Origin of the sequence: Bordetella sp. FB-8, from assembly GCF_000382185.1 — a bacterium.
Lineage (GTDB): Bacteria > Pseudomonadota > Gammaproteobacteria > Burkholderiales > Burkholderiaceae_B > Bordetella.
The window spans coordinates 3,966,889-3,983,741 of sequence record NZ_KB907784.1 but is presented as its reverse complement, the minus strand read 5'-3'; the positions used below and the strand labels follow the sequence as shown (position 1 = coordinate 3,983,741).

General features: G+C 57.9%; 21 protein-coding genes. 1 reads left to right on the top strand and 20 read right to left on the bottom strand.

The genetic code is table 11. The features are described 5' to 3' along the window. Window positions 1-249: 249 nt before the first annotated feature. The gene (locus tag H143_RS0119120) at window positions 250-498 is read left to right on the top strand and encodes a hypothetical protein (RefSeq protein ID WP_155803459.1); all 249 of its coding nucleotides are present in this window, start codon (window positions 250-252) and stop codon (window positions 496-498) included. Window positions 499-835: 337 nt separating this feature from the next. Here H143_RS0119120 and H143_RS0119115 read toward each other — a convergent pair whose 3' ends face one another. The 20 genes from H143_RS0119115 to pilV form a co-directional block, all read right to left on the bottom strand. Beyond that, complete coding sequence (locus H143_RS0119115; RefSeq protein WP_019939876.1) at window positions 836-1,744, bottom strand: hypothetical protein; 909 nt, start codon at window positions 1,742-1,744, stop codon at window positions 836-838. 80 nt (window positions 1,745-1,824) lie between these two features. Beyond that, window positions 1,825-2,100: a hypothetical protein gene (locus H143_RS0119110; RefSeq protein WP_019939875.1), complete on the bottom strand. Its 276-nt coding sequence runs from the start codon at window positions 2,098-2,100 to the stop codon at window positions 1,825-1,827. A 22-nt stretch (window positions 2,101-2,122) separates the two neighbouring features. Continuing rightward, complete coding sequence (gene virB11, locus H143_RS0119105) at window positions 2,123-3,262, bottom strand: P-type DNA transfer ATPase VirB11 (protein ID WP_304412168.1); 1,140 nt, start codon at window positions 3,260-3,262, stop codon at window positions 2,123-2,125. Window positions 3,263-3,387: 125 nt separating this feature from the next. Next, a complete protein-coding gene (gene virB10, locus H143_RS21810; protein ID WP_019939873.1) occupies window positions 3,388-4,599 on the bottom strand; it encodes a type IV secretion system protein VirB10 in 1,212 nt (403 codons plus the stop codon). Continuing rightward, a complete protein-coding gene (locus H143_RS21230) occupies window positions 4,596-5,597 on the bottom strand; it encodes a TrbG/VirB9 family P-type conjugative transfer protein (protein WP_019939872.1) in 1,002 nt (333 codons plus the stop codon). The genes virB10 and H143_RS21230 overlap by 4 nt, the downstream gene beginning before the upstream one ends. After that, a complete protein-coding gene (locus H143_RS0119090; protein ID WP_231378526.1) occupies window positions 5,594-6,193 on the bottom strand; it encodes a hypothetical protein in 600 nt (199 codons plus the stop codon). Before H143_RS0119090 ends, H143_RS21230 begins: the two co-directional genes overlap by 4 nt. Continuing rightward, on the bottom strand, window positions 6,190-6,897 hold the full coding sequence (locus H143_RS0119085) for a virB8 family protein (RefSeq protein WP_019939870.1): 708 nt from the start codon (window positions 6,895-6,897) through the stop codon (window positions 6,190-6,192). The genes H143_RS0119090 and H143_RS0119085 overlap by 4 nt, the downstream gene beginning before the upstream one ends. Before the next feature lie 193 nt (window positions 6,898-7,090). After that, entirely contained in the window at window positions 7,091-7,273 is a 183-nt protein-coding gene (locus tag H143_RS0119080; protein ID WP_155803457.1) for a hypothetical protein, read from the bottom strand. A gap of 137 nt (window positions 7,274-7,410) precedes the next feature. Next, window positions 7,411-8,304, bottom strand: coding sequence for a type IV secretion system protein (locus tag H143_RS0119075; RefSeq protein ID WP_019939868.1), 894 nt, complete (start codon window positions 8,302-8,304; stop codon window positions 7,411-7,413). Between the two features lie 79 nt (window positions 8,305-8,383). Continuing rightward, window positions 8,384-8,635 carry a hypothetical protein gene (locus H143_RS0119070; RefSeq protein WP_019939867.1) on the bottom strand — a complete coding sequence of 84 codons (252 nt, stop codon included), beginning with the start codon at window positions 8,633-8,635 and terminating at the stop codon, window positions 8,384-8,386. Between the two features lie 154 nt (window positions 8,636-8,789). Beyond that, the gene (locus tag H143_RS0119065; protein ID WP_019939866.1) at window positions 8,790-9,194 is read right to left on the bottom strand and encodes a PIN domain-containing protein; all 405 of its coding nucleotides are present in this window, start codon (window positions 9,192-9,194) and stop codon (window positions 8,790-8,792) included. 3 nt (window positions 9,195-9,197) lie between these two features. Further along, entirely contained in the window at window positions 9,198-9,431 is a 234-nt protein-coding gene (locus H143_RS0119060) for a type II toxin-antitoxin system Phd/YefM family antitoxin (RefSeq protein ID WP_026350245.1), read from the bottom strand. A gap of 110 nt (window positions 9,432-9,541) precedes the next feature. Continuing rightward, window positions 9,542-9,856 (bottom strand): hypothetical protein, encoded by a 315-nt coding sequence (locus tag H143_RS0119055; RefSeq protein ID WP_019939864.1) that lies wholly within the window; start codon window positions 9,854-9,856, stop codon window positions 9,542-9,544. A 16-nt stretch (window positions 9,857-9,872) separates the two neighbouring features. After that, window positions 9,873-10,739, bottom strand: a complete 867-nt coding sequence (gene virB5, locus H143_RS0119050) for a P-type DNA transfer protein VirB5 (protein WP_019939863.1) — start codon at window positions 10,737-10,739, stop codon at window positions 9,873-9,875. A 24-nt stretch (window positions 10,740-10,763) separates the two neighbouring features. Then, a complete protein-coding gene (locus H143_RS0119045; protein ID WP_033365683.1) occupies window positions 10,764-13,274 on the bottom strand; it encodes a VirB4 family type IV secretion/conjugal transfer ATPase in 2,511 nt (836 codons plus the stop codon). A gap of 4 nt (window positions 13,275-13,278) precedes the next feature. Then, on the bottom strand, window positions 13,279-13,656 hold the full coding sequence (locus H143_RS0119040) for a type IV secretion system protein VirB3 (RefSeq protein ID WP_019939861.1): 378 nt from the start codon (window positions 13,654-13,656) through the stop codon (window positions 13,279-13,281). Window positions 13,657-13,658: 2 nt separating this feature from the next. Beyond that, entirely contained in the window at window positions 13,659-13,979 is a 321-nt protein-coding gene (locus H143_RS21225) for a TrbC/VirB2 family protein (protein WP_019939860.1), read from the bottom strand. 131 nt (window positions 13,980-14,110) lie between these two features. Then, on the bottom strand, window positions 14,111-14,860 hold the full coding sequence (locus tag H143_RS21805) for a lytic transglycosylase domain-containing protein (RefSeq protein ID WP_019939859.1): 750 nt from the start codon (window positions 14,858-14,860) through the stop codon (window positions 14,111-14,113). 8 nt (window positions 14,861-14,868) lie between these two features. Further along, on the bottom strand, window positions 14,869-15,549 hold the full coding sequence (locus H143_RS22270) for a TrbM/KikA/MpfK family conjugal transfer protein (protein ID WP_196801335.1): 681 nt from the start codon (window positions 15,547-15,549) through the stop codon (window positions 14,869-14,871). Window positions 15,550-15,597: 48 nt separating this feature from the next. After that, window positions 15,598-16,836 (bottom strand): shufflon system plasmid conjugative transfer pilus tip adhesin PilV, encoded by a 1,239-nt coding sequence (gene pilV / locus H143_RS0119020; protein ID WP_155803455.1) that lies wholly within the window; start codon window positions 16,834-16,836, stop codon window positions 15,598-15,600. Window positions 16,837-16,853 lie beyond the last annotated feature (17 nt).

Here is a 16,853-nt window from a genome sequence, read left to right as displayed (position 1 = left end):
TGGCCAGGGGCGCGACGCTATGCCGATGGTGCTGGGCGTGGCCAGGGGCGCGACGCTATGCCGACTTCATTGATATGCAAATTATCCACAAAAATTGTGGACAACAATGTGTGCTAAGGCCTAAGACCGTTGTCTACTCTAGCTCTCAAAGGGGTGAGCAAGAGAAAGGCAACGATGCGATCAGAGGCGATGATCGATGAGTTAACGATGTTATAACCCATGGCTCACACCGCACTCATGGAGTCCAGCATGGCCGGCAAACAGCAAAACCTGCGTCCCTGTTTCGATTGCAATACGCTTTTGAGCCCCACAGCAAAAGAGTGCGGCAAATGCAACTCAACAGATCCATTCGGATTCCAGCGTAGCGCCGATAAACAGAAATTGATTTTGATGCTCGGGGGTGCTCTCGTGGCAATCGTCTTATTTATCGCCTGGAAGGCAACGGGAATTACCCCTTTAGATATCGCCCACGGCGATTTCCACAAACTGTGGCAGTAATAGAATATCGGCATCCAACTTTGATCTACACCACCGAAACCAAGCGCGTCTCGGATTGGCGGTAGTAAGTCTGTAGAAAAGGTTGTGATGCTCATCAAACCCGCCTGTTACCCACCACTCCCAATACAGTCGAGGGTATAGCGACTGCGCATCTTCGCGCAGAGCACGAGAAAGCCGCGAGACCTGGCTCTGCGGACACGTGAAAGTGACGTAAGGCTCGCGTGACATTGGCCAGCCGTGCCCTTGGCAGGATGCGTTGGTTATATAGCCGAAGCGATTCATCGCCGTGACCAGTGAGATGATCTTTTCATCCATATGTCGAACCTGGTGGCAATATTTATGCGGAAACCAACTCAGGCAACCACACCACCAGCTGTTCTTCTTGCCGGGTGTTGATTTCGATTTTTGCGTTGGCGATGATGCCCAGGCGGATCAGTTCTGCGGCCGCACGAGTCAGGGCAGTTCGGTAGTCGCGCATGCGGCCGCCATAAACCATCTGAGCCTTCAGGCGCTCTAATGGAAAGCGTTGGATCATGTCCGATGAGGTTGCAATCAGGCGCTGAAGCGTCTTGGCCATGTCCAATCCGCGCTTGATCTGCATTTTCTTATCCCAGTCCAGCAATGCATATTCTCGATTGCTGAATAGCTGTACCCAGCGCGGATCGAGCGCAAAGCTATAGCTGTTGGCCTCGTCGTCGTAGGTCAGTTCCTTCAAAATATTGAATGAAACTGTTCCGCCGATTTTGTAGCGTGTGGACCCGTCGCGCTTTTTTGCTTCGAGAAAGAATGTGGCCTCACGCATCGCCTTGAGCCGCCGGTGAAGCCATTCGTATTGCGTATGTCCGTCGTCACGACAAAGCGTGCGAAGCACCACGGAGCGATTCAAGGGAATGAGGCTACCCAGCGGCAATACGCGCGCAAGGTAGATGAGAACCATGATGATCTCAGCATCGGCTTCGTCCAGTTGTTCGCCGGTATATTCCAGCACACAGTCCGAACGCGTGACCATTACCGCTTGGCGGTAAAACGTCCGCACGCCCTTGGCGACAGGAGCGAAAAGGCTGGAACGGCTGAGGTGATTCGGCATAGTGCCCAGATCAAACCCCGGCAGGAAGAGCTGTACCTTCCTGCACGCAGCCTCGAACTCTTGCGCGGATTGGACTTTCTGCGACATCTCATTGCAAAAATCGAGTGTGGCTTGAAAATCCGGGGCGCATGCGCCGCCAAAGCGTTTTCCCACGATCATTCTCCTTTATGAAAGCAAAATGCATCCCTGCGCCTCAGCAACTGCGAGGCGCGGGGTAAGCAGCGAAAAGAAGGAAGGTGCTAGGCCTTGGGCTTTGCCGGGGCTACAGCAGCGGGAAGCTCGTAGTCCGCGAAGATTTCTTTCTTCGCAATTGCCCAGGCCAGCTGCAGGTGCCGGTCGGCGCCGGCCGGTCTCATGTGCTCGAGCTTGTGGGACAGTTGGGCAGGAGTCATGCCTTTATCCTGTCCGTCCATGTAGGCTTGCTGCAACTTCATGTATGCCTCGCCTACGTCGGCATTGCGCAGATCCAGTGATTTGTGGCCACGGCCTTTGCCGGGCAGCTTGCTCAAGGTCATGAATGAAAGGCTCCTGGCCGGATTAGTGCATGCGCTCGCGATGTGGATCGAAATACACCTCGACCAGCTTGTAGTCGGCGTAATAAAGGGCGATATCGAGGGTCGAGAGTAGATAGCGCCGGATGATGTCCAGGTCGATCTGCTGGCCGGCTGGCGCTTGCTTGACCAGCATGGCCAACCGGTCATAGATGTCGATTGCCGAATTGGCGTGCGTCGTGGTGACCGAACCTGGATGACCCGTATTGAGTCCCTGCAGATATTCCCAGGCCTCGGGGCCGCGTAGCTCGGAGAGGAAAATCCGGTCGGGAGACATCCGCATGCAGGCCGCCACGCAGTCCTTGGCCGACACTGGCGCCCCGGGCGTGACATCAAAAATCAGATGAACTCGGTTGGGGTGATTCGGCAGGAACAGCTCGTGAACGTCTTCGATCGTGATGAGGCGTTCATGAAACGGAACCCGCTCGATGAGACTGCGGGCAAAGGTGGTTTTACCCGATCCGGTTTTGCCGCCGATCACGATATTGCGGCGGATCTGCACGGCGTAATGCAGAAAGCCGACCATATCGCCCGCCGCCTTGAACGCCAACAGCTTTTCGTCTTCCTCCTTGCGTTTGTCCTTGGAACTGTCGTTCCAGCCGCTAAATGCGCCTTCCTGCGCTAGCTCTTCGAGCGTCTTGACTGTGGTGCTGTGTTTGCGAATATTGATTGAAAGACTGCCGTCGATCAGCGCTGGCGGTCTGATCACCTGGCCGCGCTCCCCATCGGGCAGCTTGAGCGACATGATGGGTGCGAAGTTCATCTTGTTGTAGCTGGCTATGGCCTCAGACAGGCCTTGGAGATAGTCAAAGGTCAACTCGGGCGCGGCGCAGTACTGCCACTGCCCGCCGATCTTGAGGAACACGTCGCCGGGCCGCGGGATGGTGATCTCGCGCACAGATTCATCGGCCATATAGGCTGCGACCGGCCGCATCATCTGACGCAGCGTCACCGAGCGATCCACCTTGTCCTGCCGGGTAGGCGAAGCGGCATGGGGTGCGGCGGGCGTGGGTGCTACGCGTGAGGTCAGGGCCTGAAGCGATTCGTCGCCGGGTAGCCCGCTTGCGGGCCACCCATCTGGGTCGGTCGAGACCGAGTGCAGCGCGCTTTTTGCGGGAGGAGTCATGGATATGTGGAATGAGGCAGTGCATCGTGCTGGGGAGGCCGGCACAACGCCATGACGAAAAGGAAATGACCCAGGCCGGCGCCTGAACAAGCCGGCCTGGGTCTGAGTACGCCGGCAGTGACCGGCTAGGGATTGCCGACGGGTTTGAGGCGGTAGACCGTGCTGAAATCCAGATCGCGAGCCACATAGATGCCGATTCGCCCGCCCTGGTTGCGGTACATCGTGGGCGGGATGTTGATCGAGTTGTTCAAGACCGTTTGAACAGCCGACGAGGCGGCATTGCCTGTGGACCCCAGATTGAACGTATTTCCGTTCTGGCCCAGATTGCTGGCCCAACTACCGATGTCATTGACCAGGCTCACCATGATCGCCCCGCCAAAGCGTTGGGCAAAGTGCGTATCAATATCGCCGTCAAGGCCAGCTTCGCCCAGCGGACCCGTGCCGGGAGAATCTAGGCTGATGATGACCCCCTGAGGGGTTTCCATTCGGGACCAGACGATGGCAATGCGCGGCACCCCTTGCGTCAGCACACCCTGTTGGTAGCCGGTAAAGACCGTGCCGGCATCGATCAGCACCACGCGGCCGCTGTCAGACAGGATGTCGTGCGGGGCATAGCACGTGATCATGCCCTTTTGCGCCGAGACGAACTTGGTCTGCTGAACGCAATCGATCATCGAACCCTGGGTCAAGATCAAATCCCGGTTACCCACCAACCCAGCCCGCGCGGCATTTAGCTGAAGCGGCTGCAGCATGTTGGCCATGGGGCCGCTGTCATGCACGGGCGCGGTGGACGGCTGTTGCGCCGGTCCGCCCGCGTTTGCCGTGGTGTTGTCCTTGCTTTGAAGACCACCGGATAGGCGCCGCTTTTCGATGGGATCGATGGTGGGCGCAGGTATACCCGTCAAGCCGAGGGCCGTTGCACCCGGTAGCGCAGGACTCAGAGGAATAGGCGGGACTTCTGGCGGTTTCGGCGCTGGCGCTGCAGGTTCCTGGGCTTTGGGAAGCTTCAGGCTCGGAATGACCAGGCCGATCTTGGACTCGAATGGGTTGTTCGCCTTCTTTGGCTCCGATCCATGCAGAAACCGCGAGAACAGCATGTAGATCAGAACCAGGAAACCAAATCCGATAACGGCGAAGAACACTTTGGAGCCTGGTGCCATCGGCCGGCGCACTCCATCGAGCGTGGGGCGAGCGTGATCTGAATTTCTGTCCTCACCCGGTTCAAAATCGGGTTCGTGGTCCAGCGCTACGTCCGCGCGATCCTGGCCCGCGGCTTCGATAGCATCGACGGCATCTACCGGCCTGGATGCCTTGCGCTTTCCTTTGAGCCAGCTCATGGCTTGGCCTGCTGGAAGTAAGGCGCCGCCGGCGAAGCGGCAGCCGGGCTGGGGTATGCCGGGTAGTCAGGTGTGGTAGAAGGCGCGGCAACTGCTGGGGCACCCGTCGGCGCCGAAGATACTGTTGCGGGTGATGCCTCGGGCTTTTGCCGAATGACGCGCTCGATTTGCGGCGAGATCGTGCGGGTGACGAGCGGACGGGCCAATACGTTGCTGTTGTAGATGCCGAGCACTTTATTTCCTAGCCGCAGGTGCCACGTCGCGGCCACGCGCTCCATGACGATGGTCTGCGGATCCATCATGTGCCGATTCGTGACGACTTCGCTACCGTCCGGATCCACGAAATAAATCACCGGCAGATCCTGGCCAGGCGCGAAGCGGAAAAAGGTCTGCGCGCCATCGTCCCAAACCGAGGACGGGGCGATCGCCATGTCTCCGCTCATGGTGTAGCTTTTCCAGTTGATCGCCAGGTTTGACGTGGAGAAGTCTTCGTGCATCCGCGACTTTGCCTCGAGGTCCTTGGCTCGTTTCAGATCAATATCCGGGAACTTCAGCCGGACGATGTCCATTTCAGAATTCTTGCCATCCTGCTTGCCGTCCTTGCTGTACTTGAGCCGAAAGTCATAGGTCCGCTTGTCGGTTATGACTATCAGGTTCGTGTCGGCCTGGTCGGCGATCGGTTTGATCAGGATGTGCTGGCCGACCGTCTGAAAGTCGTAAGCCTTGGCATCGCCAAAAGCGTGCGTGACGTATTTTTCGTCCGGGGCCAGGTCGATGAGCGTCGTATAGCCCATCGTCGTATTGACCTGGATGACATTCGACGGGTCGTACTCGGTGCTGCGGATTCGGGAATCCCTGGGCGAGGGCTTGGGAACATCCAGCCCCCAGGCCGGAGCGCTCACGGCCATGACCAGGCTGGCTATAGCAATATGCTTTGAAATGCCCAGCCGAAGACCCTCGGCATCTCGAAAAGCAAGCTTGGGGATACCTTGCATCATTTGCTCATTTCCATGGAATGGGTCAGGTGATGGGCACGGGTCGAATGTTCATGCCCGTGCGAGGCGGACATACCCATTTCCATCGCCGTGCCTTGCACCGCGGCTTCCACGCTCCTGACCAGGCCGACGCCGCCGATGGCGGCACTGGGGTAGCGGATGGCCACATCGACATCTTTCTCAGACGGTTCGAACTCGCGAACTAGGCTGTTGCGCGGGTGCACGATGAAATCGCCTGTTTCCTTGTCCAACTGCACGACGCAGTTGGGCGTGGTGCCGACGACAGGGCCCGTGTAGCTGCGGCCGGCCTCGGGCTGGCGCAGCTGCCGGTCCTGCTCAAGCGGCATGTCGATGGCGCTGCGTTGACGATGCATGCGCTCTTCGAAGTGCTTGGCGATCCGGGGTGCGGACTGCACGATGCGCGGCAGCCGCAGATCGGCGTCCTTGGGAAGGTGGTCCTTGCACAGGCGCGCGGCGCCGTAGAGATCACGCGCCGCATAGCGCTCGATGTCCTTGAGCAGCGCTACCCGGTCGGCATTGGAGAGCGAGCCCGCCTGTTCCAGACGCGCGGCCAGCTCGGCGATCATTTGCTTGTTCATTTCATCACCTCGACATCGACTTTGTAGGAATTGACTTGGAAGCCCAGCGGGTTCTCGCGTACGACGGCTTCGGTCAAATCGGAATTGACGTACTGGTATGCCAGCGTGGCGATCAGGTGCCGAACCTCTTGGGGCTTGTTCGGCTCAGTCGTGGTTGTCTCGAAACGCACCACGGCACTGTTCTTGGGGCCGAGCGAGATCTGGCGCACCTTGACCTTGACGGTGCCCCAGCTGCCCAGTTGCTTGTCCAGGCCTACGTGTTCGGTGCCGTCCGGTTCCTTGAAGTCGGTGAATTTCTTGTGGTACGCATCCTGCACGTCTGGCGCGCTAAAGAGGCCGCAGCGGTCGTACATGAGCTGGATGGTGTTGTAGTCGTAGCCCTCGCACATGAGCATGTACTGATTGATGAAGTAGCGAGCCAGGCGATCGCCGTAGCTCTGCTTGGGGTCGCCCAGCTTGGAGAAATTCTCAATGTCGCCTGTCGCATCGTTCACCCGCACGGCGTAGAGCACCGGCGGCGCCTTCTTGAAGGGCTCCATTCCGATGGTCGCGGCTATGGCGAGGATGGCGATAACGCCGAACACGATGACCACGCGCCAGGCTAGGCGCCGCGATGAGATGAGGGCTGTCATCACGTCGCGCTCGAGGCCACGCGCGCGGGCGAGCTCGTCATCGAGTGAAAGCTTGGGATCTTCTGAGGCCATGCTGGAATCCTGTGGAGTTAAATGAAATGGCGCGCGCAAGCCGCCCGGCCAGGGAAGACTGGTCAGGATCTGAATTGCGTGGGGGATGGGTCTAGCGGACAGGCCTATCGGCCAAAGCACCTATTGCAGGCGGTGATGCTCAAGCGTTTGCGTGATGAGTTGCTAAAGCGCGCGAGGCGGCTTGTCAATATCGCTATTTAATTGGAATTACGATCTCGGCGACATCTTCGATGAAAATTTTGCGTACCTGTTCATTTATTTCAAGGCAGGCTTGAACCTCCTGCATCGTCACCGTCCTGGCTGGCGAGCAGGTGCCGGGAATATGGCTCGTGCAATTTCCAGTCTGTTCCTGCGTGGTTTTGTCAGCAATGTTCATAAACATTTTTCATGATCGTGGATAAATTCCAGAAGATGCAAAAAAGGCCGCGATGAACGCGGCCTTTTGCATTGGCGGAAGGAGAGGATTCGCTAGGCCATTGGGCCGTACCGAATGCGATACGCGTTGACTGATATCTAGAGCTGAACGCTCCCGAGGAAGGGGATGGGGATGCTCAGCGAGACACCACTTGTAATCTCCGTTGCGATCCTAAAAGGCAAAGTCAGCAAGAAGATTGATGCAACCGTTACAGCGAGATAGGCGGCAAGCATGGCCAAGATATTTACGTCTCCCTGGCCTGTTAGGCCGTTGATGATCGTTGTATCAACGGCGGAAATCATCTGCAGCACTAGTGTTAGCGCAAGGATAAACAGCGCTCCTGCTAGCGAAAAAAAAACGGCGATATCCTTCCATTTATCAAAATACTTTCTTGTGACCTGAAAGAATGCTGCTGCGATGAAGAATGGACCGATCATGACTAAAAGTGCCATGCCTGTCTTCATCATGGTCAGCAAAATCGCGGCGACAACGCCAAAGATCGCTCCCATAATTGTCATGAAAAACGATACTGCTGCGAACAGAAATCCTTGAACGGGCGATGTGAGGGAATTAGGCGCGCGCGCCTGTGTTGCGGTAGCTGCTTGAGTGGATTGGTTGGTTAGGTTATCGATCTGCGACAGCGAGCTGGTCTGTGAACCTGTGACGGCACCCATGATTTCGTCGGGCATGGCGATCATGACGCTACTGAGCGTTTGGGCGTAATACCCACCATTGAGAAGGGCCGCGATCAGGATGAGCTTGAACATGATCTGAAGAAGCTCGGCCACGGGCCGATGTGGTTCGCCTATGCTGACCGTCCAGCCAAAGTAGGCAATGCAGATCATCGACGCCACAATGAAAATTGGCAGCACATAGCTGGTGACATTGGCGATGGTTGGCGCGACAGAGCTTGTCAGACCCGTCGAAATGATGTTGCCCAGCCAACTGGATACAGCACCTACGCTGGAGAGGGGTTGTACGACAACTGTCATGGTTCTTTACCTCTTCGTTGGGCAATAAAAAAGGACGCATATGCGTCCTTTTGAGAATGAAAGTAAGGAATCTGTAGTGCTACCTGTACCACCTACCATTGTGATAACCACGAGGAGCAGTGTTCACCATCTTCCATTGGCCATTCTTAAGCAGCCACCAGACTCCACGAAGCGTGCCCACAGCGATGCGACCCACCGGACGCACGACCCACTTCCACAGCCGCAGCGCCCAGGTGGCGGCGCTGAAGGTCTTGTAGCCCGCAGCCAGTTCAGGCGCGAGCTTTTGCGCAGCAGCGTCGGGTTTGGAAAGGTCGATATTTTCGGTGTTCATAGTCGTGCTCCTGGTGGAATTTATTCGACTACCACAATGCTTTTATTTTACCTAAATAATGGCGTGTGCTGTGCGAATTCACAGTGTTTTACTCGGTGCATTCACTTCAATCAGCCTAGATGTTTTGCGGGTATCTGATTGACCTCCAATCTGATCAGACGAGCCAGTTTTCAAGTAGCAAGTTCGGTACACGAGAAAATTCACGCTGATTGTCTGTGACAAGCGTTGCATCGATGGTCAAGGCCTGTGCCGCGATCCAAGTATCGTTGGCGCCAATGGGTGTTCCTTGGCGTTCCAAAGATGCCCTGACCAGTGCGTAGCTTCTCGTTGTCTCCGCATCGATGCCAACCATGGGTAAGCGCTGGGTCAACAATGCGAGGCGAGCTCGATTGCGTTCACCGTGGGCGCTCTTCTCAGCACCAAATTCAAGTTCACCGAGCACAATCGCTGACAAGCGCATGCTGCTCAATGGCAACGCCTCCAGTCTCTCGCACACTCTCGGATGCTTCTTGAGGGCCGCGATCAGAATATTGGTATCGAGCAGATAGAGTATTGCCACCGATCAATCATCCATCGATGCCACATCTTCGGCCTGCAAGTCTTCAGGCGCATGCAGTCCTGAATCCTCGGTCGACCAAAGATCGCGGAATGCATCGGCCGCAACTTGAGGGTGATCCGGAACGACACGCGCAACGATTTTCCCGTGGCGCGTCACCGCGATTTCCTGCCCGGCCTCGACCTCGGCGAGCAATGCCGAAAAATGCGATTTTGCCTCGACAACTGTCATGCTTTTCATGGTGTCACCTATAAATGACTATATGGTCATTTTATGGCTCTTGACCCACGAACTCAAGGCCTTTCATGCGGAAAAATCCAGATAGTTGTCCCTCTGGATTTTTCCGTGCACTAAATGGAGCATGACCGACCGCTGCTTCGGAACGAATCCCGGATGCGATTGAGTTCCTGTCTGACCCGGGGATACTGCAGGGCGAGCGTGACGGCGGATCCCCGACCGTAGCAACGCAGGATGCCCAGCAGGCTGTCGCACAGTCCCGAGAGCTTGTGAATAGCCTGTATCCGTTCGTTGATATAGCTCACGTCCGTCTGGGATGCCCCCCGAAGCTGCCCGGCTAGCATGCTGATGTAGTCAAGGGCATCGTTGATGGCATAGACGGTCTCCCGAAACGAAGCCTCGTTCGGATCGATGCGCGGATGGGTCATACCGGTTCCAGAGGGCTTATTGGCCCGAAGTAGGGTTTGTGATCGCATCCATGCTGAATGAGCGCTGCGTGAGCTGCGCGACCTGGTCGTCGGCCAAGGCCTTCTCGGAGTTGATCTGCTGCGCCAGGTTGTTGGCCCGCATCTGATCGACGGCAATATTGGCCTGTTCGACCTGCAGGCGGGCTTGAAGCTCGGCGATTGCCTTGGGGTCTTGCGTCGTATTGATCTCTTGCTGCAGACTATCGAGCTCCTGCATGCGCGCGGTCAGCCCCTGCTGCGCCTGGGTCATGAGGGCGCTGGTGTCGGCGCCCAATTGCGAGGTGCGCGTATTGACGGCCGCCAGATTGGCCTGGTAGTTGCCCGGCTGCAGTTGGTTGCTTTGCAGAACGCTTTGGCCGGCGCCATAGAGCGAACTGCCGCCTTGAAGAACCTGGGAATAATCGGCCGGAAGCGATGCGCGGATATTCGGGTTGTTAAAGAGCATTCCCAAGTTGCGTACGCCAGTGACGGCCGAATAGGCCTGCTGCGCTGTCGCCAGTTGGCTCTGCAAGGCTGTGAGCTGCTGGGCCCACTGGGCCATCGATTGGATGTGATTGAGCAGGTTCTGCGCGATGCTCGCACCGTCCGTCACTGGGATCTGCGCAGCAGCAGGCGGCGGGCAGATCATGGCGCAGGAGAGCAGCAAGCCGGCCAGAGGGAACATGATGCGACTGGGCTTGCCCGCACCCCTCGGCGATACCAGAACGAGAGTGGCCTGACTGCCGCCGGGCTGCTTGGCTTGCGCCGGCGCCACTCCTTGGCGGTGCCGGTAGATCGCGGCCGACTGGTGGGCGATGGGAGCGGGCGAACGGCGGCCATGCCGCATGTTTTGAGGCATATTCATGAGGTCTCTCTCTGAGTGAGGGGGTTACTTTTTGCCGAGCGCGCGAACCCGCTCGTAGTACAGCGGCAACCAGTCTTGCGGCTTGTCGCCGCGGTGCGCGATGCACTGCTCGGCGATGAGCGCCGTATCTTCCGAACCAGAGAACACAAGAAGAGCTTCGGGGCAATGCGACAGATCCAGGCCCGCGGTCACTGTCGACTGTCCCTGCTTGACCACGAACTGGCGCGAGAACTCGCCCAGTTCCTTGATCATCTTGAAAATGGCCGGCGTCAGCTTGAAGCCATCGATGTATTCTGCTTCCGTTCCATCCGGGTTCGGCAGATAGAGCGCGGTTGCGGTCTGCTGGATGAGGGTTCGGCCGACCGGGTTTTCAAGGATCGCGGCCGGTTCTTGTGTCGCGAAAACGAAGATGCCGTTCTGTTTGCGGATGACACGTGCCTTGTTGCGCATCATGTCCTGGAAGTACGGCACCTTCAGCGGGTGTTGCACCTCGTCGAACATATACATGAAGCGACGCCCGTCGATCAGGCCTTCGGTGCGGTATATCAAATACATCAGCCCCGCATCGCGGATCGGGCCATCTTCCAGAAACTCGGTTAGATCGAAGCCAAACAAATCGACGCCGTACTGGGCGAGATCCATTTGGTCGCTCGGGTTATCGAATACCCAGCCAAGTTCATGGCCCCGGGACCAGCGCTGCAGCCGATCGTGCAGACTCAGTTCGTCAGCCTCCAACGACGGCGCGGCCGGCAAGAACTGGATTAAGGTGGAGATCCCTCGATCCTGGCGATCGATCATTTGCGTGAGGCGATCGACAGCCGTCGAGATGTCGCGCTGATCCTTGAGCGAGGCTTCCTTCTCGCCGCGAGAAGCGAGTTGAACGATCAGCCGCTTCATAAACGTAAGGTTGCGCGGCGAGGGCTCCATCTGTAGTGGATTCCATCCCGTGGGAGCTGCCATCTGCAGCGCGAAGTACACCCCACCCAAGGCTCTGACCGTCGAGCGCATACCCTGGTCCTTGTCGAACACTGCTGCAGTCATCCGGAACTTGCGGGCCTGGGTCAGCACGTGCCCAAGCGCCGCCGTCTTGCCGGTGCCGGACTTGCCGATGAAAAAGGTGTTCCCGAGCATGCGCTTGCCGGTCTCGTCCTGGTCTTCCAAGGAAGCATGAAAGTTCAGGTAATAGGGCGTGGCGCTGGCGGTCTTCAGAAGCGTCACCGCTGGCCCCCAAGGGTTGCCATCAGGTTTGCCGAACAGGTAATTCTGAAGTGCCGAGAAGCTCAAGAAATTGAGCGAGGTGATCGCCGCCGGTCGAGGCCGCCAGATCCAGTTGCAGGGCAACTGCGCGCGAAATGCCGCCACCGAGGCGCGGTCGATCGTACGGCCGACGATCTCGCACTCGGCAAGCTCGGTGATGGCATCGGCCGCATTGCGCATCACGACTTCGTTCGTATCGCCAAACACCGCGAGTGTGCAGTGATGATCGCCCATGATGAACTTGCCCGCAGCCAGGTCATCCAGGGCAAGATCGAGTTCGGCGACCTGCTTCTTGGAATCGTCGCCAGAATCAACCAGCCAACGGCGCTGGCGCACCAGCGCTGCGCGGCCGTCCGCCTTGGACATCGCGCCAAAGGACTGCGTCAGAATGAACTCGAAAGGCAGCTTGAGCAGGTTGTTCAAGTGCCCCGGCTTGGTCGATTCCGGATACTCACGGATCTCCACCATGGCAAAACGGCGCGTCCCGCGTGGATGGCGCAGCGCAGACAGCTCGCCGTGCATCGAGAAAAACGGGCGTGCGCTCGGGAGGTAATCGCAGAACCGGCTTCGTAGGAGCGGCACTGCTTCATGCTGACCGTTGATGAGGAACCCGAAAAACTCGGCCGGCTCCGAATAGTGCCCAACAGAGACTTGCTCGGAATCGACCGGTTCGATGGCGTTATCGATCTGCTCCTGAGTCAGATTGGAGCCGGGGCGCGGGCGACTGCGCTCGACGATGGACAACAGTTCGGGGTCGTAGCGGCGAAGGCCGCTAGCAACCTTACGGTTGATGTCCTCCAGTTGCTCGATCGCTCGTGCCTGCCAAAGGGCGACATCCTGGGCCGAGCGTTTCTCGAATCGAGAGAAGACCTTCATGGCCGAGTCGATCGAAAGCCGCACGACGATGGTCAGGTACAGGTCGTTGACCAGGGGCGGGATTTTGTCGAAGCCGCGCCGATAGGCCTTGTCGTATTCGGAGGAAAACCAGTCCGGATAATCGCTTTCCGGATACTCGCGCACACGGCGGCGCACCAGGTGGGTATAGAGGCCGAACCCGTTCGGGAACCCCCGCAGCATGTTGTTCAGCTCATCACGCCAGCCCGAGAGATCCTCCTGCGAGATGCCCTCGAAGCTGCGCCCGCCCAGCTTCCAGACCGAGAGATATTCACCGGTCTTTGTGGCCAAGATGGTGGGCGTGACGTGATGCGAATACGGAACATGCTCAGAGACGCTCGGTTCAGACCGAGGCCGTTCCACGGCCTTTGCAGCAGCTTTCATGAGATCAGCCTTTACGCCGCAGCCACGCGCGGCGCCGATAGTAGGCGGTGGGGCTAAAGGAAACAGCCCCCCAGAACTTCGCGTTGGGTGCGCGGAACTTGGTCTTGAACCACAGCTCAAGAATCCAGAAGGCCCGATCATCGTTGCGGCTGACGACGGCCATGATGGGATACAGGATGAGGACCAGCACCAGCAACCGAACGTTGAACATGGCTGGCACCGCGACTGCGACCAGCATCATGACGAACGCGCGCGCCGGCACCCCGCCCTTGATCGTGGCCACGCGCGTGGCGCCCTTGAAGAGACGCACGTGGTTAGGTTTGACCGCCTCGAGCACGACTGCGGCCGAAGGCGCCGCCGGCGCCGATTTCTTGCTCGCCATGGTTAGAGGCTCGTGCCAAAGACCAGATCCACTAGGCCGCCGGCGACGATGCCGGCGATCACCACTCCGCCCGCCCACTGATAGAAGGTGTCCTTGCGGATGATGTCCAAGCTGTAGAGCACCCCGAGAATGCCGCCGGCGATGACGCACACGATCGGGATGATTACCCAAAGATAGGTCTTGATCTGGGTGAACGTGGTCGAGGCTTGGCTCAGCCCACCAGTGGCCTGGGCCAGCACCGGTTCGGCCGCCATCATGGCCAGGAGGAACAGGCCGACAATGCCGCGGCCCACATTGACACGCTTATTGGAAATGCGCTGCATGGAGAACTCCAAAATAAATGCCCGTTCTCAACAGCGAGAACGGGCAAAGGGATCCTCCGGCTGGGTCAGCGTCCAGCTGGAGAAATAACGGGAAGGTGATTGCCCTGACTTAGGAGCAGGACGCGGGTAGGCTAGGGCGAGCCGAAGGCGTGGACGGTGATCGTCCCCACTTGTGCGTCCCCACCCGAGGCAAAAAGGCCCAAGGGCTGAGAGAAGGCATCTTCGCGGGCTTGTGCGAAGGCGTCGGGTCGGGGCCTGGCGAAGCCGTCGAGCGGTGAGTTGGGTCGTGGCGGCGAATTCGACACCGTGATCTTGGTCGGTTGCCCTGATCCGGCCGGCTTGGCCTTGAAATCGGGAGACGCCGTAACTGGATCGGGCGCGTCAGGGATCACAACATCATTGGCGGCAACGCCGGTCAAGGCAGGCACTTTAAGTCCCGCATCGGCGACGACGCTCTGGACGTAGCCATTTGCAAATCCCGCCGTCAGATTGCCCGTGTTGTAGCAACTGAAGGCGGCATAAAGCGCGTGAGTGGTGCGCCCGTATGCCGAAGATGCCAGCTCATAGCAACGAACCAGCACCCGCTGCGCGGCCGCAAGGTTGGTGCAAGGTTCGAAAACGGTCTCGGGCGTCAGTCCCAGCCAGCTCCAGTTCTTCACATTGACCTGGCCGTAGCCCGCATCGAAGGACATACCGGCCGCCAGGAGTTTGCGAGCTTCTTGCACCGCATCGTCCCGAGATTTCGGATGGATTGAACTGGCTCCCTTGCCATTGATATGAATCGCCAGGGGATCAAAACCGGATTCATGGCGAACGACGGCCATCAGCGTCGTGACATGGACGTCCGGTGCGCACTGGTGAGCCATTGCGATGAAATTCACGAGACCTCCTAATTGCCGCCGTTCTGGCGCGCTGCCGCTTGCTCGGCCGCTTGCATCGCGGCCAACTTGGCCTGGTACTGCGCTTGCGCGGCCTGAAGGTTTGCCCGATCCGTCCAGAACCCACCTGTGTCGGGCGTACCGACATAGACCGGCAAATCCGCTCCACCTTGCTGGATATAAGGATTGCTCGCGTAGTCCTGACAGTAGGCCGGCATGTTGTTGTCGATATAGGTCGTGAAGTTGCCGGCATCGCCTCCTTGGCCCGTCGTTCTGAAGAGCGTGCGATTGAGCGTGGCAGCGTCACATCCAGCCGAGCCATTGACGATCGCGACCGCAAGATTGGTCATATTCTGATCATTGCTGACTGTCGGGCATTTTTTTAGCCAGTTCAATCTATCCTGGAACGTATCGGACCAGTATTTGTCGTGGATGCTGTTAAAGGCCGATATCGCTGGATCACATTGCGACATGGAACTGCCGCTCGACGAAGACAGGCAGAGCAGGGCTTCACAGGGGAGCTTTTCGTCGTCAGGTATGGCCGGAGCAGAGGAAAGCAGGTATACAGAGATGGACGAGTTGCTGCTGTCGTGGCTTTGCGCCGAGGCCGGCAAGTAAATCAGCAGCGTGCTAACAATCCCCAAATAGGAAATTAATACACGGGGAGGAAAAATTCCGAAAATTTTCTTCATCATCATTCTCCAGATGAATTTCTCTGCCAGCTCGAAACGGACACTCAGTCAATTTCCATTCGGACTTGGAGACCAGCAGTACCCAGTCGATGCCTGGGAGCCATCGGTGAACACCTCGTTCAGACATCCTCCTGTGTAGGCATTTCCGGTTGGATAGACATAGGAAACCGGCCCATGAGGGCCAAATCCCGAGAGAACCTGGCTCAACCATTTCCCCATCGATCTGACGTACGCATCGTTGATGTAGAGGCTGCCCGTGGGTGATTGCGCAGCCGCATTGGCACCGCCGCTACCGTTCATCGCTATGAGCGACCAGCTGTTTTGATTCACCTGAAGTGTCCCGCTCATGGTGTCACCCGAAACGCTGACGTATCGAGTCCAGGCCCCATTCGTACACACAAGTGAATTTCCCGACGCATCCCTTGCTTGCAGGCCATTGGGGGAGCAGGACTGGTTCAATGCCGCGACACCATCGACTTGAAGATAGTTTCCGACTTCAACATTGCCGCCAGCGGTGATCTTGCCCAGCGCGGTAATTGTTGAGGCGTTATTGATCGCGTTGTTGTTCATGTCGATCGCCGTGTTCATGCGATTGACCTCGGGATGGCCAGTGACAGCATTTCGGTATAAATAGTCCGCAACGGCACCGGCCTGGCTATAGAAAAGGCCGACGCAAAGATGGCCCGGGCCAGGAGCAATCCCGAAATTCGACAAGGGCTGTGCCCACTGACCATTTGTTCCCAGCGCCACGGTCGGGTCGGAGGATAAGATGGCCCCGCCTGCGTCCACTTTCGAGGCGATACGAAGCAAATCCTGATCTGAAATCCGAGTGCCGCCTATCGTGCAGAGCATGGGCTCAATGACGTTGCGGATATTCGCACCAGAACCTTGCGTCACATAGCGCATCTGCAGCGTGTAGGACTGGCCGTAGGCATTGGTGGTCGCAACACCTGAATCCAGATCGCCGTCATTCTGAAGCATGGCCGTCGTGATTGTGGCGGCGGCGCCGTTCAAGGGCAGTGTGGTCGTATAGGTTCCGCCGTTGTTCATGACGAATTGGGAAGCGGCAGCGCTGTACGCTTTGAGTTGCGATGCTGTCGAGTTAACGCGAATCGTGACGCTGATGTAGTGCAGGGCAAAGGCAAAGCCGGATATCGATAGGATCAAAATTGCCAGGCCTCCCAGAGCCGGCGATATGAAGAAACCCCGCTGATGCTTACTCCGCAATGCCAGCCGCTTCAGATCCTGGGAGATTCCAGGACGCGGCAATTTCAGAAAATTCAACATCGCCGCCATCCTGCGTA

Excerpts from the sequence above, each read along its gene's own strand:
- H143_RS0119075 (WP_019939868.1), bottom strand. The coding sequence starts at position 8,304 with ATGACAGTTGTCGTACAACCCCTCTCCAGCGTAGGTGCTGTATCCAGT.
- pilV (WP_155803455.1), bottom strand. The coding sequence starts at position 16,836 with ATGTTGAATTTTCTGAAATTGCCGCGTCCTGGAATCTCCCAGGATCTG.
- H143_RS0119120 (WP_155803459.1), top strand. The coding sequence starts at position 250 with ATGGCCGGCAAACAGCAAAACCTGCGTCCCTGTTTCGATTGCAATACG.
- H143_RS21225 (WP_019939860.1), bottom strand. The coding sequence starts at position 13,979 with ATGCAGCGCATTTCCAATAAGCGTGTCAATGTGGGCCGCGGCATTGTC.
- H143_RS0119090 (WP_231378526.1), bottom strand. The coding sequence starts at position 6,193 with ATGAACAAGCAAATGATCGCCGAGCTGGCCGCGCGTCTGGAACAGGCG.
- H143_RS0119110 (WP_019939875.1), bottom strand. The coding sequence starts at position 2,100 with ATGACCTTGAGCAAGCTGCCCGGCAAAGGCCGTGGCCACAAATCACTG.
- virB5 (WP_019939863.1), bottom strand. The coding sequence starts at position 10,739 with ATGAATATGCCTCAAAACATGCGGCATGGCCGCCGTTCGCCCGCTCCC.
- virB11 (WP_304412168.1), bottom strand. The coding sequence starts at position 3,262 with ATGACTCCTCCCGCAAAAAGCGCGCTGCACTCGGTCTCGACCGACCCA.
- H143_RS0119070 (WP_019939867.1), bottom strand. The coding sequence starts at position 8,635 with ATGAACACCGAAAATATCGACCTTTCCAAACCCGACGCTGCTGCGCAA.
- H143_RS0119055 (WP_019939864.1), bottom strand. The coding sequence starts at position 9,856 with ATGACCCATCCGCGCATCGATCCGAACGAGGCTTCGTTTCGGGAGACC.
- H143_RS0119080 (WP_155803457.1), bottom strand. The coding sequence starts at position 7,273 with ATGAACATTGCTGACAAAACCACGCAGGAACAGACTGGAAATTGCACG.
- H143_RS0119060 (WP_026350245.1), bottom strand. The coding sequence starts at position 9,431 with ATGAAAAGCATGACAGTTGTCGAGGCAAAATCGCATTTTTCGGCATTG.
- H143_RS22270 (WP_196801335.1), bottom strand. The coding sequence starts at position 15,549 with ATGAAGAAAATTTTCGGAATTTTTCCTCCCCGTGTATTAATTTCCTAT.
- H143_RS0119040 (WP_019939861.1), bottom strand. The coding sequence starts at position 13,656 with ATGGCGAGCAAGAAATCGGCGCCGGCGGCGCCTTCGGCCGCAGTCGTG.
- virB10 (WP_019939873.1), bottom strand. The coding sequence starts at position 4,599 with ATGAGCTGGCTCAAAGGAAAGCGCAAGGCATCCAGGCCGGTAGATGCC.
- H143_RS0119085 (WP_019939870.1), bottom strand. The coding sequence starts at position 6,897 with ATGGCCTCAGAAGATCCCAAGCTTTCACTCGATGACGAGCTCGCCCGC.
- H143_RS0119045 (WP_033365683.1), bottom strand. The coding sequence starts at position 13,274 with ATGAAAGCTGCTGCAAAGGCCGTGGAACGGCCTCGGTCTGAACCGAGC.
- H143_RS21230 (WP_019939872.1), bottom strand. The coding sequence starts at position 5,597 with ATGATGCAAGGTATCCCCAAGCTTGCTTTTCGAGATGCCGAGGGTCTT.
- H143_RS0119115 (WP_019939876.1), bottom strand. The coding sequence starts at position 1,744 with ATGATCGTGGGAAAACGCTTTGGCGGCGCATGCGCCCCGGATTTTCAA.